At 70.0% G+C, this 24,300-nt stretch carries 18 protein-coding genes; 6 read left to right on the top strand and 12 right to left on the bottom strand.

The features are described from left to right. Window positions 1–57: 57 nt before the first annotated feature. Window positions 58–1,749: a glycoside hydrolase family 13 protein gene (locus BQ7106_RS00400; RefSeq protein ID WP_072369588.1), complete on the top strand. Its 1,692-nt coding sequence runs from the start codon at window positions 58–60 to the stop codon at window positions 1,747–1,749. 326 nt (window positions 1,750–2,075) lie between these two features. On the opposite strand, the gene BQ7106_RS00395 is transcribed toward BQ7106_RS00400, so the two are convergent. The 5 genes from BQ7106_RS00395 to BQ7106_RS00375 form a co-directional block, all read right to left on the bottom strand. Further along, a complete protein-coding gene (locus BQ7106_RS00395; RefSeq protein WP_072369585.1) occupies window positions 2,076–4,265 on the bottom strand; it encodes an alpha-galactosidase in 2,190 nt (729 codons plus the stop codon). A gap of 200 nt (window positions 4,266–4,465) precedes the next feature. After that, window positions 4,466–5,323 carry a carbohydrate ABC transporter permease gene (locus BQ7106_RS00390; protein ID WP_072369575.1) on the bottom strand — a complete coding sequence of 286 codons (858 nt, stop codon included), beginning with the start codon at window positions 5,321–5,323 and terminating at the stop codon, window positions 4,466–4,468. Then, on the bottom strand, window positions 5,323–6,192 hold the full coding sequence (locus tag BQ7106_RS00385; protein WP_072369573.1) for a carbohydrate ABC transporter permease: 870 nt from the start codon (window positions 6,190–6,192) through the stop codon (window positions 5,323–5,325). Before BQ7106_RS00385 ends, BQ7106_RS00390 begins: the two co-directional genes overlap by 1 nt. A gap of 15 nt (window positions 6,193–6,207) precedes the next feature. Further along, complete coding sequence (locus tag BQ7106_RS00380; RefSeq protein WP_072369571.1) at window positions 6,208–7,503, bottom strand: ABC transporter substrate-binding protein; 1,296 nt, start codon at window positions 7,501–7,503, stop codon at window positions 6,208–6,210. A gap of 19 nt (window positions 7,504–7,522) precedes the next feature. Further along, on the bottom strand, window positions 7,523–8,638 hold the full coding sequence (locus BQ7106_RS00375) for an ABC transporter ATP-binding protein (RefSeq protein WP_072369568.1): 1,116 nt from the start codon (window positions 8,636–8,638) through the stop codon (window positions 7,523–7,525). A 420-nt stretch (window positions 8,639–9,058) separates the two neighbouring features. Between BQ7106_RS00375 and BQ7106_RS00370 the strand changes: the two genes are divergently transcribed. Together BQ7106_RS00370 and BQ7106_RS00365 are read left to right on the top strand one after the other, a co-directional pair. After that, window positions 9,059–9,907 carry an AraC family transcriptional regulator gene (locus tag BQ7106_RS00370; RefSeq protein ID WP_072369561.1) on the top strand — a complete coding sequence of 283 codons (849 nt, stop codon included), beginning with the start codon at window positions 9,059–9,061 and terminating at the stop codon, window positions 9,905–9,907. 166 nt (window positions 9,908–10,073) lie between these two features. Next, window positions 10,074–10,910 (top strand): histidinol-phosphatase HisJ family protein, encoded by an 837-nt coding sequence (locus BQ7106_RS00365; RefSeq protein ID WP_072369557.1) that lies wholly within the window; start codon window positions 10,074–10,076, stop codon window positions 10,908–10,910. A 25-nt stretch (window positions 10,911–10,935) separates the two neighbouring features. Here the strand turns inward: BQ7106_RS00365 and BQ7106_RS00360 are convergent, their stop codons facing one another. From BQ7106_RS00360 to BQ7106_RS00330, 7 genes are all read right to left on the bottom strand, one after another. Continuing rightward, window positions 10,936–11,238 (bottom strand): hypothetical protein, encoded by a 303-nt coding sequence (locus tag BQ7106_RS00360; protein WP_072369554.1) that lies wholly within the window; start codon window positions 11,236–11,238, stop codon window positions 10,936–10,938. A gap of 8 nt (window positions 11,239–11,246) precedes the next feature. Continuing rightward, window positions 11,247–12,005, bottom strand: coding sequence for a tyrosine-protein phosphatase (locus tag BQ7106_RS00355; protein ID WP_072369550.1), 759 nt, complete (start codon window positions 12,003–12,005; stop codon window positions 11,247–11,249). 72 nt (window positions 12,006–12,077) lie between these two features. Next, the gene (gene ligA / locus BQ7106_RS00350; RefSeq protein WP_072369547.1) at window positions 12,078–14,255 is read right to left on the bottom strand and encodes an NAD-dependent DNA ligase LigA; all 2,178 of its coding nucleotides are present in this window, start codon (window positions 14,253–14,255) and stop codon (window positions 12,078–12,080) included. A 79-nt stretch (window positions 14,256–14,334) separates the two neighbouring features. Beyond that, a complete protein-coding gene (locus tag BQ7106_RS00345) occupies window positions 14,335–15,561 on the bottom strand; it encodes an MFS transporter (RefSeq protein ID WP_072369544.1) in 1,227 nt (408 codons plus the stop codon). Window positions 15,562–15,772: 211 nt separating this feature from the next. Further along, the gene (locus BQ7106_RS00340; RefSeq protein WP_072369541.1) at window positions 15,773–18,409 is read right to left on the bottom strand and encodes a heavy metal translocating P-type ATPase; all 2,637 of its coding nucleotides are present in this window, start codon (window positions 18,407–18,409) and stop codon (window positions 15,773–15,775) included. A gap of 73 nt (window positions 18,410–18,482) precedes the next feature. Next, entirely contained in the window at window positions 18,483–18,830 is a 348-nt protein-coding gene (locus BQ7106_RS00335; RefSeq protein WP_072369537.1) for a metal-sensing transcriptional repressor, read from the bottom strand. Window positions 18,831–18,989: 159 nt separating this feature from the next. Next, window positions 18,990–19,184 (bottom strand): hypothetical protein, encoded by a 195-nt coding sequence (locus BQ7106_RS00330; protein WP_072369534.1) that lies wholly within the window; start codon window positions 19,182–19,184, stop codon window positions 18,990–18,992. A 304-nt stretch (window positions 19,185–19,488) separates the two neighbouring features. On the opposite strand from BQ7106_RS00330, the gene BQ7106_RS00325 reads away from it, so the two are divergent. The 3 genes from BQ7106_RS00325 to BQ7106_RS00315 all read left to right on the top strand — a co-directional run bounded on the left by BQ7106_RS00325 (window position 19,489) and on the right by BQ7106_RS00315 (window position 24,242). After that, window positions 19,489–20,637 (top strand): IS1096 element passenger TnpR family protein, encoded by a 1,149-nt coding sequence (locus BQ7106_RS00325; protein WP_072369530.1) that lies wholly within the window; start codon window positions 19,489–19,491, stop codon window positions 20,635–20,637. A gap of 149 nt (window positions 20,638–20,786) precedes the next feature. After that, on the top strand, window positions 20,787–21,443 hold the full coding sequence (locus BQ7106_RS00320) for a DedA family protein (RefSeq protein ID WP_072369527.1): 657 nt from the start codon (window positions 20,787–20,789) through the stop codon (window positions 21,441–21,443). Window positions 21,444–21,758: 315 nt separating this feature from the next. Continuing rightward, the gene (locus BQ7106_RS00315; protein ID WP_072369524.1) at window positions 21,759–24,242 is read left to right on the top strand and encodes a glycoside hydrolase family 3 C-terminal domain-containing protein; all 2,484 of its coding nucleotides are present in this window, start codon (window positions 21,759–21,761) and stop codon (window positions 24,240–24,242) included. The last annotated feature ends 58 nt before the right edge of the window (window positions 24,243–24,300 follow it).

Genomic DNA, 24,300 nt, shown 5'->3' with positions numbered 1-24,300 from the left:
GACCGTCCTTCCCTTCCCAGACACGACCCCGTCCCAAACTTCAGAAAGGAGCAGACGATGACTGCAAACAACGAGCGCGCCGACTGGTGGAAGCAGGCCGTGGTGTACCAGGTGTACCCCCGCAGCTTCTACGACGCCAACGGCGACGGCCTGGGCGACATCAAGGGCGTGACGGAGCGCATGGGCTACCTGCGCGAGCTCGGAATCGACGCCATCTGGCTCTCGCCGTTCTACCCCTCCCCGCTCGTCGACGGCGGCTACGACGTGGCGGACTACCGCGACGTCGACCCGCGCCTGGGCACGCTCGAGGACTTCGACGCGATGTGCGCCGCCGCGCACGAGGCCGGCATGAAGGTGGTCGTCGACATCGTCCCCAACCACACCTCCACGGAGCACGAGTGGTTCAAGGCCGCGCTCGCCGCGGGCCCCGGGTCGCCCGAGCGCGACCGCTACGTCTTCCGTCCCGGCCGCGGCGAGAACGGGGAGCTCCCGCCCAACGGGTGGAAGTCGACCTTCGGCGGCCCCGCCTGGGAGCCGGTCGGCGACGGCGAGTGGTACCTGCACCTCTTCGCCGTCGAGCAGGCCGACCTCAACTGGGGGAACCCCGACGTCCACGAGGACTTCAAGAAGACCCTGCGCTTCTGGAGCGACCGCGGCGCCGACGGCTTCCGCATCGACGTGGCCCACGCGCTGGCCAAGGACCTCGACAGCCGTCCGCTCGCCGACTGGCCCGACGACCCCGACCAGGGCGAGCCCGGTGACGACAACCCCCTGTGGGACCGCCCCGAGGTCCACGAGATCTACCGCGAGTGGCGCCAGGTCTTCAACGAGTACGAGCCCGCGCGCTTCGCCGTGGCCGAGGCATGGGTCGTGCCGGAGCACCAGTGGATGTACGCCTCCCCCGACGAACTCGGGCAGGTCTTCAACTTCCAGCTCTCCAACGCGGCATGGTTCGCCGACGAGTTCCGCACCGCCATCGAGAAGGGCCTCGCCGCCGCCGAGCAGTCCGGCTCGACGACTACGTGGGTGCTCTCCAACCATGACATGCCGCGCCACCCCACGCGCTTCGCCCTGCCGCAGGTCCGCTCCTCGGTGCACCACCAGCTCGTGACCGACTGGCTGCTGCGCGACGGGAGGACCTACCACGAGGACCGCGAGCTCGGGACGCGTCGCGCCCGCGCCGCCCTGCTCATGGAGCTGGGGCTCCCCGGCTCGGTCTACCTCTACCAGGGCGAGGAGCTCGGCCTGTTCGAGGTGGCGGACATCCCCTGGGGCGCCCTCGAGGACCCGCAGGCGCTCATGACCACGCACGGTGACGCGATCAAGGGCCGGGACGGCTGCCGCGTGCCGCTGCCCTGGAGGGCGGTCGACGAGTCCGGGGACTTCGGCTTCTCCGCCCCGGTGGAGCACGAGGCTGCGCACCTGCCCCAGCCGGAGTGGTTCGCGCAGTTCGCGGTGGACGTCGAGGAGGCCAACACCGCGTCGATGCTCTGGTTCTACCGCCGCGCGCTCGGGATGCGCTCCGAGCTGCTCACGGCGACCGGCGACACCTCGCTCGCATGGGCCGGGGGCTACGGCGACCAGGTCATCGCCTACGAGCGCCCCTGCGCGGGCGGGCGCACGCTCACGAGCGTGACCAACTTCGGCGAGGGCCCGGTCGCGCTGCCCGCGGGCGAGGTCGTCCTCTGCTCCAGCGAGCTGCTCGCCGGGCGCCTGCCCCGGGACGCCACCGCCTGGGTCGTGCGGTAGGCGCCGCGAAGACGCCTCCTCCCGCCGTCCGGGAGCCGCCCTCCCCCAGGGTGCGTGCGGCTTCCGGACGGTTCCCCTAGTCAAAGTGACCGCAGCCCGCACGCGCTTGGATGGCGTGCGGGCTGCGGTCACTTTCCGATTCAATTCCGTCCGCAACCCGCACGCACCCGAATCAGGTGCGGCTTGCGGTCACTTCCGGGCCCGGTTCCGTCCGCAACCCGCACGCACCCGAATCAGGTGCGACTTGCGGTCACTTCCGGGCCCGGTTCCGTCCGCAACCCGCACGCATCCGAGGCGCGCGAGTCGCGGGGCCCTCCGCTCGGACGCTAGTCCACGCGCTCGAAGCGGTACATGAAGTTCTCGTACGGGCCCGCGGGGACGGTGAGGGGCAGGCCCATGTCCATGAGCGCGTCGGCCGAGAACTCGGAGCCGTTGCTCACCATCCGGTAGGTGGCGCCCGGCGTGAGCCCGCGCGGCACCACGTACTGCGCCTTGCCGTAGCCGTCGACGCGCGTGACGACCGCGCAGACGAGCGCCTCGCGCCCGTCCTCGCTGACGAACTCCCACGCCGCGACGTCCGCGTCCTTGGGGTCGGAGAGCCGGTAGAAGAGCCCCTCGCGCACGAGGTGCTCGACCTTGCGGTAGGTGGCGACCTGCGTTCGAATGATCTCGCAGGCGCGGTCGTTGAGCTCCATGAGGTCGAGCTCGTAGCCGAAGGCGCCGCCCGCCATGGCGACGGTGCCGCGCGCCCCCAGCGGGATGGTGCGCCCGGTGATCTCGTTGGGGCAGGCGGAGACGTGCGCCCCCACCGCCGAGCACGGGTACCCGAAGGACGTGCCGTACTGGATCTCGAGGCGATTGCGCGCGTCAGTGTTGTCGGAGGTCCAGATCTGCGGGGTGTAGTGGAGCATACCGGCGTCGAAGCGCCCGCCGCCCGCGGAGCACCCCTCGATGAGCAGGTCTGGGTAGCGGCTCACGATGCGCTCGAGCAGGTCGTAGAGGCCGAGCATGTAGTCGTAGAGGACCTTGCCCTGGTCGCTCGTCACCCGGGAGTGGACGTCGACGATCGAGCGGTTGTAGTCCCACTTGACGTAGTCGATGCCCCCCTGGTCGAGCACCGCGCAGAGCTGCTCGAAGAGGTTGTCGCGCACGTCGGCGCGCGAGAGGTCGAGCACGAGCTGGTCGCGGCCGAGGACCGGGGCCTTGCCCGGGATGGCGAGCGCCCAGTCGGGGTGCGCGCGGAAGAGGTCGGAGTCCTCGTTGACCATCTCGGGCTCGACCCAGATGCCAAAGCCCAGGCCGACCTCGTTCACGCGGCGTGCGAGGTCGGCGACGGATCCGCCGAGCTTGGCCATGTTGGGCTTCCAGTCGCCGAGGCCGCGATGGTCGTCGTTGCGCGCCCCGAACCAGCCGTCGTCCATGACGAGCATGTCGAGGCCCAGGCTCGCGGCCTTCTTGGCGAGCGCCACGAGCTTGTCGCCCGTGAAGTCGAAGTAGCACGCCTCCCAGGAGTTGATGAGCACGGGGCGCGGGCTGTCGCGCCAGGGCCCGCGGCAGACGCGCTCGCGGATGACGCGGTGCAGGTTGTGGGAGATCCGCTCGATGCCCGCGGGCGAGAAGGACATGATGACCTCGGGCGCCACGATCTTCTCGCCCGGCTCGAGCGGGTAGGAGAAGAGGTCGTCGTCGAGGCCCATCTGCACGCGGGTCTGCTCGTACTGGTCGCGCTCCGCCTCGGCGAGGAAGCCGCCGCTGTAGACGAAGCTCATCGACCAGGCGCGACCGGAGGTCTCGGTGGCGGGACGGTCGCACAGGACCATCATGGGGTTGTACTGGTTGGACGACATGCCCCGTCGGCTGCCGACGCTCATCGAGCCGTTCATGACCGGGCGGCGGGAGGGCCGGCGCTCCATGGCGTGGCGACCGTCGAAGGTGATGAGGTCGAAGTCGCCGGAGACGAAGTCGAGACAGGCGGACTGGAGCTTCTCGACGGTGACGCGGCCCTCGCCGCGGTTGGTGACCACGGCGGCGCGCGTGATGACGTCGTAGGCGGGCATCACGCCGTAGAGGAGCTCGACCTCGAGCCCGAGCCGCTCGTCGGCGAGCGTGATCGAGAGGGTCTCGGCGTCGTCGCCGTCCTGTGCGTAGACTGAGGGGAGCCCGGGCAGGCCGTACTTGCCGGGGCGGATCTCATGGGAGACGTAGCGCAGGTCGCAGCCGAAGGTGCCGTCCTCGCCGCGGACGAGCAAAAGCGGGCTGCGCATGTCCCCCGCGCCCTGGAACGGGAACTCCTGGGGCAGGACGTCGAGCGAGTAGGTGCGGTCGGCCACGTCGTGCGGGCACCCGCACATGCCGCTGCGGTCCGCGTAGGTCACGAGATAGGACATGTCTCCCGTGGCGAGCGCGCCGTAGTAGAGGTGGAGGAGGTAGCCGTGGGCGTCGACCTTCATCTGGTAGGTCGACGCGGCTGTGCTGATGGTGAAGGTGCGTGCGGATGCGTCGTAGCTCAGTGACATGGCTTCTCGATTTCTCTCGTCGCGATTACGACCGGGCGGAGTGTAGCTCAAGAGCGCCCGTCGGTGGGGACGCCCGGAACCCACCACAAAACGGATGGATTCCGGGCGCCAGGGGGACCTCATTGGCCGGGGCGAGCCCCATCGTGCGGACGGCCTACTTCACAGTGCCGGTGTGCAAAAGTGCCTGTCCCTTTTGCACGCTACTTCACGGCACCGTTGGTGACGCCACCGATGATCTGCTTCTGCGCGATGATGTAGAAGATGATCATGGGGAGCATGGCGAGCAGGTAGGACGCGAAGGCGAGGTTGTAGTTCGTCGCGAACGCGGTCTGGAAGTTCATCTGCGCGAGCGGCAGGGTGTTGACGCCGGAGCCGCCCATGATGACGAGCGGGGTCATGACGTCGTTCCACACGGCCAGGCCCGTGATGACGGCGACGGTGGCGTGCATGGGCTTCATGAGCGGGAAGATGACCTTCCAGTAGGTGGTCCAGGTGGAGGCGCCGTCGACGCGGGCGGCCTCCTCGAGGGCGGTGGGGATGTTCCTCAGGTAGCCGGTGTAGAGCATCATGTTCATCGGCATGTAGAACACCACGTAGAGCACCATGACGCCGACCATGTTGTCGAGGTGCAGGATGGCGGTCTGCTTTACGAGCGGCATCATCAGGATGGCGAAGGGCACGTACATGCCGGCCACGATGAAGTAGTACGACGCCTTGAAGAGCTTCTTGCTGTCCATGTTACGCCCGATGGCGTAGGCGGCGAGCGAGTGCACGAGGACCGAGATCACGACGGCCGCCACGGTGATGATGAGCGAGTTCATGAACGAGTTGAAGAAGTCGGTGACCTGGATCGCCTCGATGAAGTTGTCGAGCGACCACGAGGAGGGCAGCGACAGGATGCCCGCGATGTCGTTGGTCATCTCGGAGGGGTCCTTGAAGGCGATGACCACCGCCATGTAGAGCGGGAAGATGATGGTGATGAGGCCGATGATGAGCAGGATGGTGATGGGCCAGTTGACCCGCTCCTTGACCTTGGCAGGAACAGTGTTGTTAGCCATTAGAGCTGCTCCTCCTTACTGTTCAGGAACTTGGTCTGGGCGATGGAGATGACGGCGATCACGATGAAGAAGATCACCGCGTTGGCGCACTGGAAGCCGAACTGGCTGTTGTTGAGGCCGTTCTGGTAGATGAGGTAGGAAATCGACTCCGTGGACTGCGCCGGGCCGCCGGAGGTCATGGCCACGATCTGGTCGAAGGTCATGAGCATGTCCTTCATGACCAGCACCATGTTCGTGGTGATGGAGGGCATGATGAGCGGGAAGGTGAGGTAGCGGAACTTGTCCCAGCCGGTCGCGCCGTCAAGGGCGCCGGCCTCGTAGACGTCCTCGGGAACCGACGAGAGGCCGGTGATGTAGATGATCGTGGTCTGGGCGCACGCCTGCCAGACGAGCACCACGACGATCGCCACCCATGCCCACTCGGTGCTCGCCAGCATGGACGTGGTGCCGGTGAGGGCGGGCACGATGTAGGTGAAGAAGTAGCTGAAGACGTAGCCCACGACGAGGCCGCCGAGGATGCGGGGCACGAAGTAGATGCCGCGCAGGGCGCTCTTGAACTTGATCTTGCTGGAGAGGCCGATGGCCAGGACGAGCGAGATCACGTTGACGAGAATCGTGGACACCACGGAGATCTTGAACGTGAACAGGTACGAGTTGCCCACGCGGGCGTCCTGGAACAGGTCGATGTAGTTCTGCAGGCCCACGATCTCGAAGGCGCCGTAGCCCTTGGAGTCGGTGAAGCTGTAGAAGAAGCCCGTGAGCAGCGGCACCGTGTTGAACGCGATGAACAGGACCAGGACGGGAATCAGGATCGCGAGGAAGGTGCGGTTCCTGTCGGACCCCGCCTTTGATACAGCGGTCGATGCCATGTGTCTCTTCCCTCCTTATCCCTGATTCGCCATGTACTCGTTGTACTTGCGGATGACCGTCTTGTTGTAGCGCTGCCAGAGGTTGTCCCAGTTCTCGAGGAACGCGTCGACGTTCCCGTCCAGCAGGAACGCCTGGAGCTGGGCGTCACAGGCCATGCCCGACGGGTAGGAGTGGTCGGGGTAGTCGATGACCTTGCCCTCGTCGAGGAACGACTGGATGTCGTCGAAGAGCGGGTCGAGCCTGAAGTCGCCCTCGATGCACGGGATGGCCTTCTGGTCGTCGCAGTAGGTCTGGAGGTTCTCGGGCTCGTTGAGGAAGTCGATGACCTCGTAGATCTGCTCGCGATGGTCCTCGTTCGCCACGGTCATGTTCCAGCAGAGGTCGACGCCGGAGACCACGATGCGGTCGTCGGGGTCGTCGGAAGCGGGCATCGCGAAGAGGCCGATGTTCATCTCGGGGTTGGCCGAGAGGATCTGCGGGACGGCGAACGAGCCGCAGGGGAACATCGCGGACTGGCCGCGCGCGAAGGCGGTGCAGGCGTCCTCGTAGCTGTAGGCCATCGGGCCGTCCTCGCCGTACTCGAGGAGCTTGAGGAGCTTCTCGGCGGGCTCGCGGTAGTAGTCGGCGAACTTGGCCTCGCCCGCGTTGACCTTGCGGATGTGGTCGGAGGGCACGAGCTCCACGAGCATGGAGTTCCACGGGGAGAGGATCGTCCAGGTGTCGAGGAAGCCCAGGTAGAGCGGCAGGACCTCGCCCTCGGCCTTGATCTGCTCGCAGAGGTCGCAGAACTCGGTCCAGGTCTCGGGGATGTCCCAGCCCTTCTCGGCGAACATGTCCTTGTTGTAGAGCATGCCCGCGGCGTTGGCGATGTAGGGCACGCCGTAGATGCCGTCCATGGGCACGTAGGTTACGCTCTTCATGATCTCCTGGTAGGCCGGCTGGACCTTCTCCATGCCGGGGTAGCCCGAGACGTCGGCGAGGATGTTGGAGTCGACGAAGTCGGCGTAGGAGGCGTCGCCGCCGATGGCGACGACATCGGGGTAGTCCTCGCGCACGAAGCGCGTCTTCATGATGGTGACGGCGTCGTTGGGGCTCGTGAAGTTGAGGTAGATGTGGTCGTTGGTCTCGTTGAACTCGGCCATGAGCGCCTCGAAGATGCTCACCGCCTCGCGCTTGTAGGAGACGAACTCGATCTCGGTCCTGCCGTCGGAGCGCTCGCCCTCGCAGCCGGCGAGCGAGAGGCCCGCGACCGCGGCGGCAGCGGCCCCACCGAGACCGAGGAACGAGCGACGTGTCAGCGTACTTCTCATTTGCTCTGCTCCTCCTTCCCTAGTGGGCGATGGCGAGCTCGGACTGCTTGTCAAAGAGGTGGACCTTGGCAAGGTCGATGGCGCAGTTGATCTTGGACCCGGTGCGGACGGTGCTCGAGGCGCTGAGGTGCGCGGAGATCTGGCCGCCGTCGACGTCGGCGTAGATCATGGCCTCGGAGCCCAGCAGCTCGTAGACGGTGACGTTGGCGGGGAACGACTCGGAGAGGGTGCGGCCCTCGGCGTACTCGTGCTCCTCGACGACGTCCTCGGGGCGGATGCCCATGACGACGACCTTGCCCACGTAGCCGCCCTTCTTGAGGGCGTCGGCCTTGGCTCCGGTGAGGGTGATGGTGTTCTTGCCGAAGGTGAGGGCGACGCCCGCGCCCTTCTCGCTCACCTGGACGTCGATGAAGTTCATCTGCGGGGAGCCGATGAAGCCGGCGACGAAGAGGTTGCAGGGCTCGTTGTAGAGCTTGGTGGGGGTGTCCACCTGCTGCATGACGCCGTCCTTCATGACGACGATGCGGGTGCCGAGCGTCATGGCCTCGGTCTGGTCGTGCGTGACGTAGATGATCGTGGCGCCAAGGCGGTCGTGGAGCTTGGAGATCTCGGCGCGCATCTGGACGCGGAGCTTGGCGTCGAGGTTGGAGAGCGGCTCGTCCATGAGGTAGACCTTGGGGGCGCGGACGATGGCGCGGCCCATGGCGACGCGCTGGCGCTGGCCGCCGGAGAGGGCGGAGGGCTTGCGGTCGAGGAGCTTCTCGAGGTCGAGGATGCGGGCCGCCTCGCGGACGGCCTTGTCGATCTCGTCGGAGGCGACCTTGCGGAGCTTGAGCGGGAAGGCCATGTTCTCGTACACGGTCATGTGCGGGTAGAGGGCGTAGGTCTGGAAGACCATCGCGATGTCGCGGTCCTTGGGCTCGACGTCGTTGACCACGCGACCGTCGATCTTGAGGGTGCCGGACGTGATGTCCTCGAGGCCGGCGACCATGCGCAGCGTCGTGGACTTTCCGCAGCCGGACGGGCCGACGAAGATGATGAACTCCTTGTCGGCAATCTCGAGGTTGAAGTCCTTCACCCCCTCAAAGCCGTTGGGGTACTTCTTCCCAATGTGTTCAAGTGAGAGACTCGCCATTGCGAACCCTTTCTCCCTGCCCGCTCGGCACGCCGCCGCTCACGGGCCCCACCTTACGTTGCCCTTATTTTAGGCTGGCACTTTTGCGCCATTTTTACCTGATTCGTGTATATTTTATAGATATGTTCGTGTTTTCGCAGGTTAATGGTGCTGTTTGAGATTACACAAGAAGTACACCAAATCGACCAGCGGAACGATATGACGGGCAAACGGTTTGGACCAATTGTAAAAGCGCAGGTAGATTGCGTGCTCAGCTCATGACATTTCAGGAATCGATTTCATATCACACCGAGAAGAACTATCTTGATGCGACATTATGTCGAATCTCATATATACGAAATGTGGTATACTATGCAAAATGCGTCATACGAGTTCGCAATGGCCCGGACCTGATCCGGCCGTGCGCGGAGAGGGGGTCGGATGCCCGCCCACGAGCTCGAGTTCTCCACGTTTCCGAGCGGTCACTACGTCGACCTCATGCCGTACCAGTACGGCCGCGAGGTGTGCGAGCCTGGCCACGCCTTCGGGCCGGCGCGGCGCAGCCACTTCCTCTTCCACTACATCATCTCGGGGCGCGGCCTGCTCATGTCAACGGACGGCAACGGAACCAAGCGGGACTACCGCATCGGCGAGGGCGAGGGCTTCCTCATCTTCCCCGACCAGGTGAACACCTACGTGGCCGACCTCGACGACCCGTGGGAGTACGCCTGGGTGGAGTTCGACGGCATCCGCGTGAGGGACGACCTCGAGACCGCGGGGCTCACGCCCTCCTCCCCCGTCTACCGCTCGCTCTCGAGCGAGCTGCGCGCCCGCATGGTCGACGAGATGCGCTACCTCGCGAGCAACCGCGACGCCTCCCCGCTGCACCTCATCGGGCACACCTACCTCTTCCTCGACTACCTGCTGAGGTCGGTCGACCACCCCTCCGAGCAGCCCGCGGGCAAGCTGCAGGGCTTCTACATCCGCGAGGCCATCGACTTCATCAAGGAGCGCTACCAGGACGACATCACGGTCGAGGACATCGCCCGCTGCACGGGGCTCAACCGCAGCTACTTCGGCAAGGTCTTCAAGGCCGCGACGGGCGCCTCCCCCCAGCGCTACCTCATCGGCTACCGCATGTCCAAGGCCTCCGAGCTGCTCAAGCTCACCGCGCTGCCCGTGGGCGAGGTGGGCCGCGCCGTGGGGTACCCCAACCAGCTCCACTTCTCGCGCGCGTTCAAGGGGACCTACGGGGTCTCCCCGCGGGAGTGGCGCAGGAACAACACCTAGCGGGGCGCGACGGGGCCGCCCCGCCCCGCGTCGGGCGGCACGAACGTCCCGTCCGACGCGCCGTCCGACGCCACGTCACGGGACAAACGCCCGTTTTTCTCGCCAGCGGCCCTCCCGCGGGGGCGGGCGTGTATCCTCTGCTCAGACCATAGGAGAGAGGACCCGCATGCTCGCCGACTACCACGTTCACACCGGCTTCTCCGACGACTCGACCTACCCCCTCGAGCGGGTCGCGCGCGACGCGCTGCGCCTCAACCTCGACGAGGTCTGCTTCACCGAGCACGTCGACTACGGCGTCAAGCCCGAGTGGGACCACCCCGAGGGGGCGCGCTTCGAGGACGGGCACCCCGTCACCAACTGCCCCTACGAGGCGTACCTCGAGGAGCTCGGTCGGGTGCGCGACCAGCTCGGGGACCGCATCTGCCTGCGTGCGGGCCTCGAGCTGGGCGTGCAGACCACCACGCTCGACCAGAACCGCGCGCTCGCGCGACGCCTGGCCGACCGGCTCGACTTCGTCATCTGCTCCATCCACCAGGTGGGCAACCTCGAGTACTGGAACGGCGACTTCCAGCGCGGGCGCTCCCAGCGCGAGATCCACGACGCGTACTACGGCGAGCTCCTCGGCGTGGTCGAGTCCTTCCGCGACTACTCGGTCCTGGGGCACCTCGACCTCATCCGCCGCTACGACCCCTTCGGCGACTACCCCTTCGAGAACGTCCGCGACGTCGTGGCCGAGATCTTGCGCCGCGTGATCGCGGACGGAAAGGGCATCGAGGTCAACACCTCGGGAATCCGCTACGGCCTGGGGGACTTCCAGCCCTCGCGCCAGGTCCTCGAGCTCTACCGCGACCTCGGCGGGACCGTCGTCACCGTGGGATCGGACTCGCACGCCCCCGAGCACCTCGGGTCCTACCTGCGCCTTGCGTACCGCGAGCTCGAGGAGCTGGGCTTCGCGGGCGTTAGCACCTACGAGGCGGGCGAGCCGACGCTGCACAGGTTCTAGCGCGGGGCGCGCGGCCTGGGGGTCGTCAGGTCGAGGCGCCGCCGCAGCCGCCCATCCCGACGATGCGGTCGTAGTACGCGAAGCGGCGCGCGAGGTTGGCGTCATAGTCCTCGACGAAGCAGCGCGCGAAGAGCGCGTCGAGCACGAAGAGCAGCGAGAGCCCCGTCCCGAAGGGGGACACCTTGCGCGCGTGGTCCTCCTGCGGCGAGAGGGCGAGCTTGACGGTGGCGCGGTCGAGCGCGTCGGGGTCGGCGAGAAGGACCTCGGCTAGGGCGCGCTCCCCCGCGGAGAGGCCCTCGCCCAGCCGAAGTCGCGTGAGGAGGTTCACGGCTCCCCCTACTCCAGGTAGCGCCCGCGGAGCTCGGACACCTCGGCCTCGCCCAGCCCGAGGGCCTCGCGCACGTAGCCCATGACGCCGCCGAACTCCCGGTCGAGCGCCCCCACCGCGGCGCGGATGAAGCGCGGGTTGGCGTCGGTTCGCTCGTCGGCGGGATCGGGGTTGAAGCGGTTGGTGGCGAGGTAGTCCTCCTCGATGGCCCCCGGGTCCACGCCGAGGGCGGCCTCCACGAGCATGCTCCCCATGCCGCAGCGGTCGCGCCCGAAGTGGCAGTGCCAGAGGACGGCGCCGTCCGTCGTCTCGAGCACGCATCGCATGAGGGACCGATAGGCCGCGACCCCGGACTCCCCGAGCAGGATGTGCGGGTAGACCGTCTCCATGAAGAGGGCCGGGTCGTCGGTGCTGGTGCGCGCCGCCTCCAGGCGCTCGCGCGCCTCCGCGTTCTGCGAGATGCCGGCGACGGCGTCCCTGAGGGCGTCGGCGTGCACGTAGCGCACGCCGGGCATGCGCTCCATGTGGTCGGGGTACTCGGCGAGCTCGTCCTCCCCGCGCAGGTCGACGACCGTGCGCAGGTGGTAGTCCTCGATGAGGCGCCTGCGGTCGGCGCTCGTGGCAAAGTAGAGCGTTCCCGAGCGCAGGAGCAGCCCGCGGCGCACGCGCCTGCCGCCCGCGCCCACGAGCCCTCCCAGGTCGCGCGTGTTGGGCAGCCCCTCGAAGTCTATGCGGCCGTAGTCGGCCCTCGTGTCATCACGCGTCATGCGCGTCCCTCCTCCCGCGCGGGACAGCGGGGACGGGGGGTGTGTCACACCTCCGTCCCCGCTGTCCCACCGTCAACGACCCTCGCCGACGGGCGGCTCGCCGGTCTCCAGGATGCGCTCGAGGGCCGCCTCGTCGAGGACGGGCACGCCGAGCGACTCGGCCTTGGTGAGCTTGGAGCCCGCCGCGGCGCCCGCCACCACGTAGCTCGTCTTCTTGGAGACCGAGCCCGTGACCTTGGCGCCGAGGGACTCGAGCGCGGCCTTGGCGTCGCCGCGCCTGAGGCGCTCGAGCGTGCCCGTGAGGACGAACGTGAGGCCCGCGAGCGTCTGCGGCCGCTCGGGCTCCGCGCGCTCCTCCTCCAGGGCCACGCCGGCCTCGCGCAGGCGCTCCACGACCGCCACGTTCTTCTCGACCTGGAAGAAGCCGCGCACGCTGGCGGCGATCTTGGGGCCCACGCCGTCCACGGCGGCGATGTCCTCCTCCGTGGCCGCGGCGAGCGCCTGCATGCTCCCGAAGTGCCCCGCCAGCTGGCGGGCCACCGTCTCGCCCACGTGCCGGATGCCCAGGCCAAAGAGGACGCGCGCCAGGCCGCGACCCCTGGACTCCGCCACCTGCGCCATGATCTTGGCGGCCACGACGGGCCCCACGACGATGTCCTCCCCGTCCACGGTCTGACGACCGGTCCAGACCTCGGCGAGCGCGCCCTCGGTGAGGCGGTCGTAGAAGTCCGCCACGTCGGCGAGCAGGCCCTGCTCGACCATGCGGGCCACGATCTCGTCCCCCAGGCCGTCGATGTCCATGGCCTTGCGGCTGCCCCAGTGGATGAGGCGCTCGACGGCCTGCGCGGGACAGTCGATGGAGACGCAGCGGTAGGCGACCTCGCCCTCCTCGCGCACCACGGGGCTGCCGCAGGAGGGGCAGCGCTCGGGCATGGCGAACTCCGGCGCGCCCTCGGGGCGCAGCTCGAGCACGGGACCCACGACCTCGGGGATGACGTCCCCGGCCTTGTGGACCACGATCGTGTCCCCCACGCGGACGTTCTTGCGGGCGATCTCGTCGACGTTGTGGAGGGTCGCGCGGGCGATGGTGGAGCCGGCGACCGTCACGGGGTCGAACTCGGCGACGGGCGTGAGCACTCCGGTGCGGCCCACCTGCACGCGGATCTCGCGCAGGACGGTGCGCCTCTCCTCGGGCGGGAACTTGAACGCGATGGCCCAGCGCGGCGCGCGGGCCGTGAAGCCGAGCGCGGCCTGGCTCGCGAAGGAGTCCACCTTCACGACCACGCCGTCGATGTCGTAGTCGAGCTCGTCGCGGTGCGCGAGGGCGCGCTCGCAGTAGGCGCGCACCTCCGCGGCTGAGGTGCAGCGCGCCGCGTGCTCGTTCACCGAGAACCCGCAGGAGCGGAGCCAGCCGAGGAAGTCCCACTGGGTGTGGACGTCGATCGGGGCCTCGTCAGCCACGGCGTAGATGAAGGTCTCGAGGTCGCGGTGCGCGGTGACCTTGGGGTCCTTCTGGCGAAGGCTTCCCGCCGCGGCGTTCCTGGGGTTGGCGAAGGGGGCGGTGCCCGCGGCGTCGGCGTCCTCGTTGAGGCGGGCGAAGGAGTGCCGCGGCATGTAGACCTCGCCGCGGACCTCCACGGAGCGCCCGACGCCGCCGTCCGCGAGCCGGGCGAGCCCGGTCGGCGCCAGGGCGCGCGGGACGTCGCGCACGGTGAGGACGTTGGCGGTGACGTTCTCGCCCGTGACGCCGTCTCCGCGGGTGGCCGCTCGCACGAACTGGGCGTCGCGGTACGTGAGGGCGACGCCGAGGCCGTCGATCTTGAGCTCGCAGGTGTAGGCGACGGGACGCTCGGGCGTGGCCCCGAGGGCCTCGTCGGTGCGGGCGAGCCACTCGTCGAGCTCGTCGAGGTCCATGGCGTCGTCCATCGAGTACATGCGCGCGGCGTGGGTCACCGGCTCGAACTGCTCCGAGACGTACCCGCCCACGCGCTGGGTGTAGGACTCGGGCGTAACGAGCTCGGGGTGAGCGGCCTCGAGGGCGAGAAGCTCCTGGAGGGCGCGGTCGAACTCGGCGTCGGACATCTCGGGGCGGTCGAGCGCGTAGTAGGCGTAGGCCGCGTGGGACAGAACGCGGTTGAGCTCGGCGTGCCGGACGCGCGGGGGCGTCTGCGCCGGCTCCGGGCCGCGCGGGCCTGAGGGGACGTCCCCAAAGAGCGACGCCTGAGCCTGCACGTTCTTCTCGTCTGACATGAGCCCTCCTGGACGCGGTGATTCTCGGCCCTCCATAGTAGCGCATGGGGCCGAGGGTCGCGGGGCCCGGGGAAGGCCCCTATCCGCGCCGCGCCAGCGCCGCGAGGGCGCGCCCGCCGACCACGAGCTGGCACGCGAGCAGGGCGGCGGCCGCCGCCCAGAGGCCGCCGTAGCCGAGCGCCGCCACGACGCGGCTGCCGAGCGCGCTGCCCACGCCCCCGCCCGCAAAGACGCCGAGGCCGATGAGGCCGGTGCAGAGGCCGGTCTGCGCGGGGTCGGCGTCCATCGAGAGCGATACGAGCGTGGGCTGCGTGAGGATGTACCCGAACCCGAGCGCCCCGGCCGCCAGGAGCGCCGGCTGCCACAGGCCCGTGGCCGCCACCGCCGCGAGCGAAGCGATGGCGACGAGCCCGGACGCCTCCCCCACGAGGATGACCCCGCGTGGCCCGTGCGCGGCCCCGATGCGCCCCGAGACGGTTCCGCCGACGAGGCACATGACGCCGTAGAGCATCATGATGAGGCCCGCCTGCGTGGAGCCGAGTCCGCAGCGCTGGGAGAGGAACGTCCCCATGAAGCCGTAGACGCCGAGGAAGACGAGGCCCGTGGAGCACGCGACCAAAAAGACCGCGCGATGGCTGCCGAAGAAGATGCGCGACGCGCGCACGAGGAAGCCTCCCTGCGCAACGGGGCGCCCCTCGCCGTCGGCGACCTCACCCGCGGGCGCGGCGCCGCCGGCGACCGACCCGCCCCCCGCGGGGAGCCGGAGCAGCAGCGCCAGCGCGACGAGCGCCAGCGCGCCGAAGCACGCGAACGCCGCCCGCCAGCTCATGAGGTCGGTGATGATGCCGCCGAGGCCCGACGAGAGTCCCTGGCCCGTGAACGTGACGCCCATGAGGACCCCCACCGCCGCGCCCCGGCGCTCGGGCCCCACGACGTCGCCGACGTGCGCCTGCGAGACGGCGATGATCCCCGCGGCGAAGCACCCCGTGACCACGCGCGCGGCCACGAGCAGCGGGAGCGTCGGCGCCAGCGCGCACAGGAACGTGCCGATCGCGAGGCCCGCCACGATCACGTGGAGCACCCGGAGGCGGCCGAAGCGGTCGCCGAGCGTCCCGCAGACCGGCTGGAGCATGCCGTAGGGGACGAGATACGCCGTCAGCACGATCGTCGCCGCGGAGGCCGCCACGCCGAGCGCGCTCGCGATGGCGGGGAGCGCGGGCGAGACGAACCAGTTGTCCGCCGCGGAGACGAGCCCGCAGAAGCCGAGGGTGTAGATGGTGCGCCGCTGCGCGGGGGTGAAGCCCATGGGCAGGTCCTTCCCGACGTCCGATTTCGAGCCGCACCATTGTAGACCCGCCGCGCCCTGGCCGCGGGGCCGCCGCGCGGCCCGGCACGCCCGCCCCAGCCCGCCGTGTACCGAGGCCGACCGCGCACACCCTCGCTTTCACGCCCCGAGACGGGGCCCGGACGGAGGGTGTGCGCGGTCGGCTCCGCGTCACGCTCGAGCAGCGGGCGCGCTACGCGACGGTGGCCTCGTAGCCGGCGTCCGCCACGGCGGCGACAAGCGCGTCGTCGGAGACGCCCTCGGCCGCCTCCACCGTCGCGGTGCCCGCCTCGAGGCTCACGTCGACGGAGCTCACGCCCTCGACGCCCTCGAGCGCCTTGGTCACGTGCGCGACGCAGTGCTGGCACATCATCCCGGTCACGTTGAGCTTCCTGGTCATGGCTGCTTCCTTTCCTGTCGGCTCGGCCGCCCTCGCGGCCGAGGAATCCACTGGCTTTGACGGCGCGGGGGCGTCGACGCTCGAGACCGACACGGCGGACCCGCCGCTCGCCTCGCCCCGCGCGGGCGCGTCCCCCGCGGGCACCGCCTCGCGCGGCCTCCACGTGCGCAGGCGCAGCGCGTTGGTCACCACGAAGACGGAGCTGAAGCCCATGGCGGCGGCGCCGATCATGGGGTTGAGCGTCACGCCCCACGGCGAGAGCGCGCCCGCCGCGACCGGGATGCAGATCGCGTTGTAGAAGAGCGCCCAGAAGAGGTTCTGCTTGATGTTTCTCATCGTGGCGCGCGAGAGCTCCATAGCCGTGGCCACGTCGGCCGGGTCGGAGCGCATGAGCACCACGTCGGCCGACCCGATGGCAACGTCGGTGCCCGCGCCGATGGCGACGCCCACGTCGGCGCGCGCGAGCGCGGGGGCGTCGTTGATCCCGTCACCGACCATGGCCACGACGCGACCGGCGCCCTGCAGCTCGCGGACCTTCGCCTCCTTCTGGGCGGGCAGCACCCCGGCGATGACCTCGTCGACGCCCACCCGTCGGGCCACCGCCGCGGCGGTGCGCTCCTGGTCCCCGGTGAGAAGGACGGTGCGCGCGCCCATCGCGCGCAGGCGCGCGACGGCACGGGCGCTCGTGGGCTTGACCGGGTCCGCCACGGCGACCAGGCCGAGGGCCCTCCCGTCGGACGAGAAGAACAGCGGGGTCTTCCCGTCGTCGGCGAGCTCGGCGGCCTCGTCCGCGAGGGCGCCGAGCTCGACGCCGCGGTCCGCCATGAGGCGCGCGTTGCCGGCGAGCGCCGCCGCGCCGTCGACGGAGGCGGCGATGCCCCCGCCCGGCACCTGCTCGAAGCCCGACACGACCGCGCCCGCGTCCGCCCCGGGGTGGCGCTCGTCGGCGTAGGCGCAGATGGCGGAGGCGAGCGGGTGCTCGCTCTTGCGCTCCAGCGCGGCGGCGACGCGCACGAGCTCGGCCTCGGACACCGTGCCCGCGAGACGGACGTCGGTCACGCGCGGGGCCCCCGCCGTGACGGTTCCGGTCTTGTCGAGCGCCACCGCGTCCACGCGGCAGGCGGTCTCGAGCGCCTCGGCGGACTTGATGAGGATGCCGTTGGCGGCGCCGCGGCCGGTGCCCACCATGATGGCCGTGGGCGTGGCGAGCCCCAGCGCGCAGGGGCACGAGATCACGAGGATGGAGATGGCGTGCGTGAGCGCCAGGGCGAAGTCGCCCGAGAGCGCCGCCCATGCCACGAGCGTCACCGCGGCGACGGCGATGACCACTGGCACGAAGACGCCGGCGATCCTGTCGGCCATGCGCTCGATGGGGGCCTTGGAGCTCGTCGCCTCGTCAACGAGGCGGATGATGCCGGCGAGAGCGGTGTCGTCGCCCACGGCGCGCGCCTCCACGGCGAGCCAGCCCCGCGTCGAGACGGTGGCGCCGGTCACGCGGTCGCCCGGGCCCTTCTCCACGGGCACCGACTCGCCGGTGATCGCCGACTCGTCGACGGCCGCGGAGCCCTCCACGACCACGCCGTCCACGGGCACCGACTCGCCGGCCCGCACGATCACGCGCTCCCCCACGACGACCTCCTCGGTCGGGACCTCGACCTCGGCGCCGTCGCGCATGACGGTGGCCGTCTTGGGCGCGAGGTCCATGAGGGCGGCGATGGCGTCGGTGGTGCGCCCCTTGGCGCGCGCCTCGAAGAACTTGCCGAGCGTGATGAGGGTGAGGATCATGCCGGCCGAGTCGAAGTAGAGGTCGTGCGCCGCGGCATGGAGCGTCGCGGCGTCACCCGAGCCCAGGGCCCACGCCATGCGGTAGAGCTGGGCGACCGACCACAGGGCAGACGCCGCCGAGCCCAGCGCGATGAGCGAGTCCATGTTGGGCGCGCGGTGCCAGAGCGTCTTGAAACCGGTCACGAAGTAGTGGCGGTTGACCATCAGGATGGGCATGCAGAGCAGCAGCTGCGTGAGCGCCTGCGCCATGAGGTTGGCGTCCCCGGCGATCGGTGCCGGCTGCGGCCAGCCGAGCATCGGCCCCATCGCCACGTAGAACAGCGGCACCGAGAAGATCGCGGAGACGATGAGCTGGCTGCGCTTCTCCGCGACGGCGCGCTCCGCGGCGGCGCCGGGGCGCTCGACCGGATCCGCGGCGCGACCGGCGGCGCGCGGCGTCCGGCGGCTCGCGCCGTAGCCCGACCGCTCGATGGCCTCGATGACGGCAGCTGCCGTGGCCCCGTCTCCGTCGTAGTCGAGCTCCATCGAGTTCTTGAGCAGGTTCACGTTGGCGCAGGTCACCCCGGGCACGCCGCCCGCCGCCTTCTGCACCCGCGCCGAGCACGCCGCACAGGTCATGCCCGTAATGTCAAAGGTCTCCCTCATCTGACTCCCCCTCTGTAAATTGGGTGCGTGCCCCAATTCGCAGACGATCTGGCAGGGCCCGCGCCGGGCGGGCTCACATGAACTTCTTGAAGAGGTCCATGACCTCGTCGACCACCTCGGCGTCCCCGGCGCGGACGCGCTCGACCACGCAGGTCTCGAGGTGGTCGCGCATGACCACGCGCGAGATCGCCTTCACCGCCGACTCCACGGCGGCGAGCTGCGTGAGGACGTCGCCGCAGTAGCGGTCCTCCTCGACCATCGCCCTGATGCCGCCCAGCTGGCCGACGACGCGGTTGATGCGCCGCGTGACGTCGCGCTTGAGCTCCGGGGAGCGCGGCGTGTGCTTGTACGCGCCGCAGCGCGGGCACGCCCCCGCCCCGTCCGTGCCGGCGGGCGTCGCCGCCAGGTCCCGATCGTCCATCGAGCCTCCCGTTCCTCATGCCCCCTAGGGGTATCTATGACAGAGAATTTATACCCAATGGGGGTATCTGTCAACGACAGCGAGGGGTAAACCGCGCGACGGCGGCCGGAGGGGCCCACGAGGGGCGGGGCTCGGATGGGTCAGGAGGAGGGTTCGCGGCTACGCCCGGCGCGCGATCGCGCAGCCGCTCGCGGCGAGCGCGAGCGCCAGGAGCAGCGCGACGAGGTTCGCCGCGGTGGGCTCGAGGGCGAGAAGGACCACGCCCAGCACGGCGCACGCCCCGCAGAGCAGCGCACCGAGGGCGCCGAGGCGCCTCAGACTCGTGTCCCCGCAGCTCTGGATGGTCTCGGGCATGGCACACCTCCACGTCGCCCTTACGTTGCCCTCACGATACGGCGTCGCCGTAAGCGCCCGGTAAGCGATCTGACAGGGTTGTGCACGGGTCCGTCGCCCGGTCGCGCCGGGCGCGACGCGGCGGCGGGGCCTCCCGCCGCACGCCGCCCGCGGCCATGAAACGACCGCTCGCCGAGGCGCACCGCGGCCTCCACGAAGGCGCCACGCGCCTGCCGGCGGACGCAGGAAGCGGTACGTCGCCTGGAAGTCGGGGAGCCCGTTCACCTGCTAGGCTTCGCCCCCCGACACGAAGATTGGAGCGAAGATGGACATGACCCTCAACGAGCGCCTCGACCTGCTGCTGACCCTCGCCCTCGCCTACCTGAGAAACGGCTTCACCGAGTTCTCCGACGTGCTGTACCAGCAGGTCGAGGCCCCGTGGGACCGCCCGCTGAGGACGCTGGCCGACTACGACCTCGTCAGGTACTCCCCGGGGTCTGATCAGGTGCTCTTCACGCGCGAGGGGATACGGGAGGCGCGCGGCGTCGTCAAGTACCTGCAGTGCGCCCTCGGGCCCGCGCTCGGCGCCAGCATGGACGAGATCAAGTCGTCGAGCCCGGTGATACTCGCCGAGGAGGTCCTGGACGGTGCCGGCCCGCTCACCATGGCGCAGCTCATGACGTTGGTCGGGTCGCGGGACCGCGACGCCGCCCGTGCGCTCCCCGCGGTCCCCCTCGGACGCGTCACCCTCGAGGAGCCGCCCGAGGCGTACGGACGCGACGCCGACGACGCGCGCGGGTTCGTGCTCGACGTGCGCGCCGGCGCCGCATACCGCACCTACCGCTCGTACGACCTCTTCGAATCGTGCGAGCGCAGCCTCGACAGCGAGTGCAGGAGGAGGCTCCTCGTCCCCGCGGGCCTCACGTTCCTCGACCTCCACGTGGCGATCCAGCTCAGCATGTGCTGGCTCGACTGCCAGCCGTTCGGCTTCCTGCACAGCAACGGCCGCCAGAACCTCCTCCTCGGCGAGCGCGAGGCGTGCGGGGGCGTCGCCGTGCCACCCACGCGCAAGAGGAAGCTCGTCGAGCGGCGCGCGTCACGGGAGACGCTGGGCGCCACCCTCACCGAGTCGAGCGACCTCACCTACGCCTACGGGGACGAGCAGGCGCTCTGGGAGCACCGCATCCGGGTCGTCCGGGTCGTGCGGGGCGCCGCCCCGCTCGGCGTGCAGCTCATGGAGGGCTCGGGCGACGCGCCGCCCGAGGGAGTGCGCGACAGGGGCGAGTTCGAAGAGTTCCTGAGCGAGCTCTACGGTAGCGGGCGGGTGCTCCTGCAGTCCCTCGCCGGGGCCCGGGACCGGGGGTTCGCGCCGTTCGACCTCGGCGTGGCGCGTCGGCGGCTCGCCGGGTTCGAGGAGGCGCGCGCCGCGTGGCAGGATCGCCTCGACGCCTGCGGGGAGCCCCCGCTGCCCTGAGCCAGGGGGGCGCCCCGGCGGGGCGGTCGGCGACTGCGCGCCCGGCCCCGCCCGCCGGGGCGCAGTTCTGTGCAATCGTTGATTTTCATCGGCGCGCACGGCCAACGGCGATAATGGGCAACGTTGTGTCTCCGAGACAAGGGAGTCCCATGGAGGACGTCTTCACCAATCTCATCAGCCAGTTCGGCTACGTTGGCGTGTGGTTCCTCATCTTCTTCGAGAACGTCTTCCCGCCCATCCCGAGCGAGCTGATCCTTCCCCTCTCCGGCTTCTTCACCACCACGACCGACCTCGTGCTCCCCGGCGTGATCGCCGCCGCCACGGTGGGCTCGGTCACGGGGGCCTACATCCTCTATGGCGTGGGCAGGCTCCTCTCGCGCGAGCGCCTCATGACGTTCTTCGGCACGCGCCCGATGCGCCTGCTGGGCTTCAAGCCCGGCGACGTCGCGAGCGCCGTGGACTGGTTCGACCGCAAGGGGCAGGTCACGGTGCTCATCTGCCGCTGCATCCCCATCGTGCGCAGCCTCATCTCGATCCCGGCCGGGACCGCCAAGATGAACCCGGTGCGCTTCACGCTCTACACGCTGGTCGGCTCCGTCGTGTGGAACTCCATCCTCTGCTCCCTCGGCGCCGCCGCGGGCAGCGCGTGGGCGACGGTCACCGCGCAGGCGGAGTGGGTCTCCGACATCGTCAAGTACGTCATCATCGCCATCGTGGTCGTCGCGGTCGGCTTCTGGGTGGTCAAGCGGATCCTGCCCGCGCTCCGCGAGCAGCGCGGCGGTGGGGACGGCGGAGCGGACGCGTAGCGAAGCCTCGGGACGCGCGCCAGATCGCGGGACGCCAGGGCGGGCGAGAGGGACCTCGAGGTCCTTCTCGCCCGCCCCCGCTTATGAGGGCGCCCCCCGCGGGCGGGCGCGTTTCGATACGGCTCATCCGACCTGCGCTGGCACAAGGACGACCTCTGGCGCCGCACGCGCATCCTTGAGCCGGGCGTCGCTCTGCGCGACCGGTGGCATGTGCGGCGTGCCGATCGAGTCGCACAGGGAACCGATCGTGACGGGAGGCGCCCCCGAGCGCCGGGCGGGCCTATCATCGGGACCGAGCAGGACCGAGGAGGAACCATGAGGCACGAGGACCTTATCAGCACAATGACGCTCGCCGAGAAGTGCACGCTGCTCCAGGGTGCCACGACCTTCGGCACCCGGCCCATCGAGCGCCTGGGCATCCCGTCGGTCGAGTTCTCCGACGGGCCCTCCGGCGTGCGCCACCAGGCGGGGGACGCCGACCACCTCGGGCTCAACGCCTCCGAGCCGGCAACGTGCTTCCCCACCGCCGTCACCATCGCCAACAGCTGGGACCCAAGGCTCGCCGAGCGGGTGGCCGCGGCCATGGGCGCCGAGGCGGCCTCCCAGGGCGTGGGCGTGCTGCTGGGCCCGGGCCTGTGCATCAAGCGCAACCCGCTCTGCGGCCGCAACTTCGAGTACTTCTCGGAGGACCCCTGCCTGAGCGGCACGATGGCGGCGGCCTACGTGCGCGGCATCCAGTCCACGGGCATCGGTGCCTGCCCCAAGCACTATGCCGCCAACAGCCAGGAGACGCGCCGCCAGGCGTCCGACTCCGTGCTCGACGAGCGCACGCTGCGCGAGATCTACCTCGCCGGCTTCGAGACCTGCGTCACCGAGTCCGCCCCCAGGACCATCATGACCTCCTACAACCTCGTGAACGGCACGTACGCCAACGAGAGCAGCCACCTGCTGGGCGACATACTGCGCGACGAGTGGGGCTTCGACGGCGCCGTCGTGACCGACTGGGGAGGCTCCAACGACCACGCAGCCGGCGTCGCCGCCGGCTCGACCATCGAGATGCCGGCGCCGGGCCTCGGCTCGGTGCGCGAGCTCATGGACGCCGTGCGCTCGGGCGCGCTCTCGGAGGCCGACCTCGACGAGCGCGTCGACGAGGCCGTCGAGCTCGCCCTGTCCGTCGCCCCCGCCGTCGAGGCGGCGCGGCGCTCCTTCGACGCCGACGCCCACCACGCCCTCGCCCGCGAGGCCGCGGCGGCGGGCTGCGTCCTGCTCAAGAACGAGGGCGAGCTCCTCCCGCTCGCCGCGGGCACGCGCGTCGCCCTCATCGGCGACTTCGCCAAGACCCCGCACTACCAGGGCGCCGGCTCCTCGGCCGTCAACTCCACGCGCGTGGACAGCCTGCTCGGCCTCATGGGCGAGACGGACCTCGACCTCGTCGGCTACGAGCCGGGCTTCGAGCGCGACGGCGGCGAGAGCCCCGCGCGGCGCGGCGCGGCGCTCGACCTCGCCGCGCACGCGGACGTGGTGCTGCTCTGCCTGGGCCTCACCGAGATCCAGGAGTCGGAGGGCGCCGACCGCCCGGACATGCGCCTGAACGACAACCAGCTCGAGCTCGCCCATGCCGTCGCAGGGGTCAACCCCAACGTGGCGGTCCTGCTGAGCGCGGGGTCGGCGGTCGAGAGCGACTGGATGGACGACGCCCGCGCGGTGCTCTACTGCGCCCTCGGCGGCCAGGCGGGCGCGGGCGGGGCCCTCGACGTGGTCACGGGGAGGACCTGCCCCTCGGGCAGGCTCTCCGAGACCTGGCCGCTGCGCCTCTCGGACGTGCCCTCCTCGGCGAGCTTCCCCTCCGAGGGGCGCTGCGCGGAGTACCGCGAGGGGCTCTACGTGGGCTATCGCTACTTCCAGAGCGCGGGCGCGCCCGTGGCGCTCCCCTTCGGCTTCGGCCTCTCGTACACGACCTTCGCCTACTCCGGCCTCGAGGCCTCCCCCGACGGGGTCGCCCTCACCGTCGCCAACACCGGGAACGTCGCGGGCGCCGAGGTGGTCCAGCTCTACGTCGCCAAGCCCGAGCGCGAGGTCTTCCGCCCCGAGCAGGAGCTCAGGGGCTTCGCCAAGGTCGAGCTCGCCCCGGGCGAGTCCCGTCGCGTAACGATCCCCCTCACCGAGCGCTCCTTCGCGTACTTCAACGTGGCGACGGGCCGCTGGGAGGTCGAGGGCGGCGCCTACGAGCTGCGCGTGGGGGCGTCGTGCGAGGACATCAGGCTCGTGGGGGTCGTCGAGCTCGCCGGGACCGGAGCCCCGAACCCCTACGCGGGCGTCGACGTGACCCCCTACGAGACCGCCGACGTGACCTCGGTGGACGACGCGCACTTCTCCGCCCTTCTCGGCAGGCCCCTCCCCGACGACACGCCCGGGATCGGTCGCAACATGTGCTTCTGCGACCTCGGCCACGGGCGCTCGCTCGTCTTCTGGGTCGTGTGGCTCGCGCTCCGGGCGATGAAGCGCGCGGCCGAGCGCTCCGGCAGGCCCAACCTCAACGTCCTCTTCGTCTGGAACATGCCGCTGCGCGCCATCGCAAAGATGACGGGGGGCATGGCCGACATGGGCGTCGTCGACGCGCTCGTGCGCGAGGTGCGCGGATTCGGCTGGGGCGGCGCCGTCCTTCTCGCCCTCTCGCTCGCCCTCGGGTGGGGCGCGGGCGTCGGCGCCCTCCTGTGGGCGCTCTGGGTCGTGGCGCCGATTGCCCTCGCCCTTCTCGCCAACCTGGTGCGCAACCGCGCGCTCGCCCGCAAGCTCTAACCGTGCAAAGGGGACAGGCACTTTTGCACGCCCCTTTGCACGCCCCGCAGAAAGGATC

The sequence above is a fragment of the Thermophilibacter mediterraneus genome, from assembly GCF_900119385.1.
In the GTDB taxonomy this organism is placed as follows: domain Bacteria; phylum Actinomycetota; class Coriobacteriia; order Coriobacteriales; family Atopobiaceae; genus Thermophilibacter; species Thermophilibacter mediterraneus.
The sequence above is the reverse complement of the archived record's forward strand: the minus strand, read 5'-3'. Positions and strand labels throughout refer to the sequence as shown.

Coding starts and splice junctions, on each gene's coding strand:
- BQ7106_RS00400 (WP_072369588.1), top strand. CDS start 58: ATGACTGCAAACAACGAGCGCGCCGACTGGTGGAAGCAGGCCGTGGTG.
- BQ7106_RS00395 (WP_072369585.1), bottom strand. CDS start 4,265: ATGTCACTGAGCTACGACGCATCCGCACGCACCTTCACCATCAGCACA.
- BQ7106_RS00390 (WP_072369575.1), bottom strand. CDS start 5,323: ATGGCTAACAACACTGTTCCTGCCAAGGTCAAGGAGCGGGTCAACTGG.
- BQ7106_RS00385 (WP_072369573.1), bottom strand. CDS start 6,192: ATGGCATCGACCGCTGTATCAAAGGCGGGGTCCGACAGGAACCGCACC.
- BQ7106_RS00380 (WP_072369571.1), bottom strand. CDS start 7,503: ATGAGAAGTACGCTGACACGTCGCTCGTTCCTCGGTCTCGGTGGGGCC.
- BQ7106_RS00375 (WP_072369568.1), bottom strand. CDS start 8,638: ATGGCGAGTCTCTCACTTGAACACATTGGGAAGAAGTACCCCAACGGC.
- BQ7106_RS00370 (WP_072369561.1), top strand. CDS start 9,059: ATGCCCGCCCACGAGCTCGAGTTCTCCACGTTTCCGAGCGGTCACTAC.
- BQ7106_RS00365 (WP_072369557.1), top strand. CDS start 10,074: ATGCTCGCCGACTACCACGTTCACACCGGCTTCTCCGACGACTCGACC.
- BQ7106_RS00355 (WP_072369550.1), bottom strand. CDS start 12,005: ATGACGCGTGATGACACGAGGGCCGACTACGGCCGCATAGACTTCGAG.
- ligA (WP_072369547.1), bottom strand. CDS start 14,255: ATGTCAGACGAGAAGAACGTGCAGGCTCAGGCGTCGCTCTTTGGGGAC.
- BQ7106_RS00345 (WP_072369544.1), bottom strand. CDS start 15,561: ATGGGCTTCACCCCCGCGCAGCGGCGCACCATCTACACCCTCGGCTTC.
- BQ7106_RS00340 (WP_072369541.1), bottom strand. CDS start 18,409: ATGAGGGAGACCTTTGACATTACGGGCATGACCTGTGCGGCGTGCTCG.
- BQ7106_RS00335 (WP_072369537.1), bottom strand. CDS start 18,830: ATGGACGATCGGGACCTGGCGGCGACGCCCGCCGGCACGGACGGGGCG.
- BQ7106_RS00330 (WP_072369534.1), bottom strand. CDS start 19,184: ATGCCCGAGACCATCCAGAGCTGCGGGGACACGAGTCTGAGGCGCCTC.
- BQ7106_RS00325 (WP_072369530.1), top strand. CDS start 19,489: ATGGACATGACCCTCAACGAGCGCCTCGACCTGCTGCTGACCCTCGCC.
- BQ7106_RS00320 (WP_072369527.1), top strand. CDS start 20,787: ATGGAGGACGTCTTCACCAATCTCATCAGCCAGTTCGGCTACGTTGGC.
- BQ7106_RS00315 (WP_072369524.1), top strand. CDS start 21,759: ATGAGGCACGAGGACCTTATCAGCACAATGACGCTCGCCGAGAAGTGC.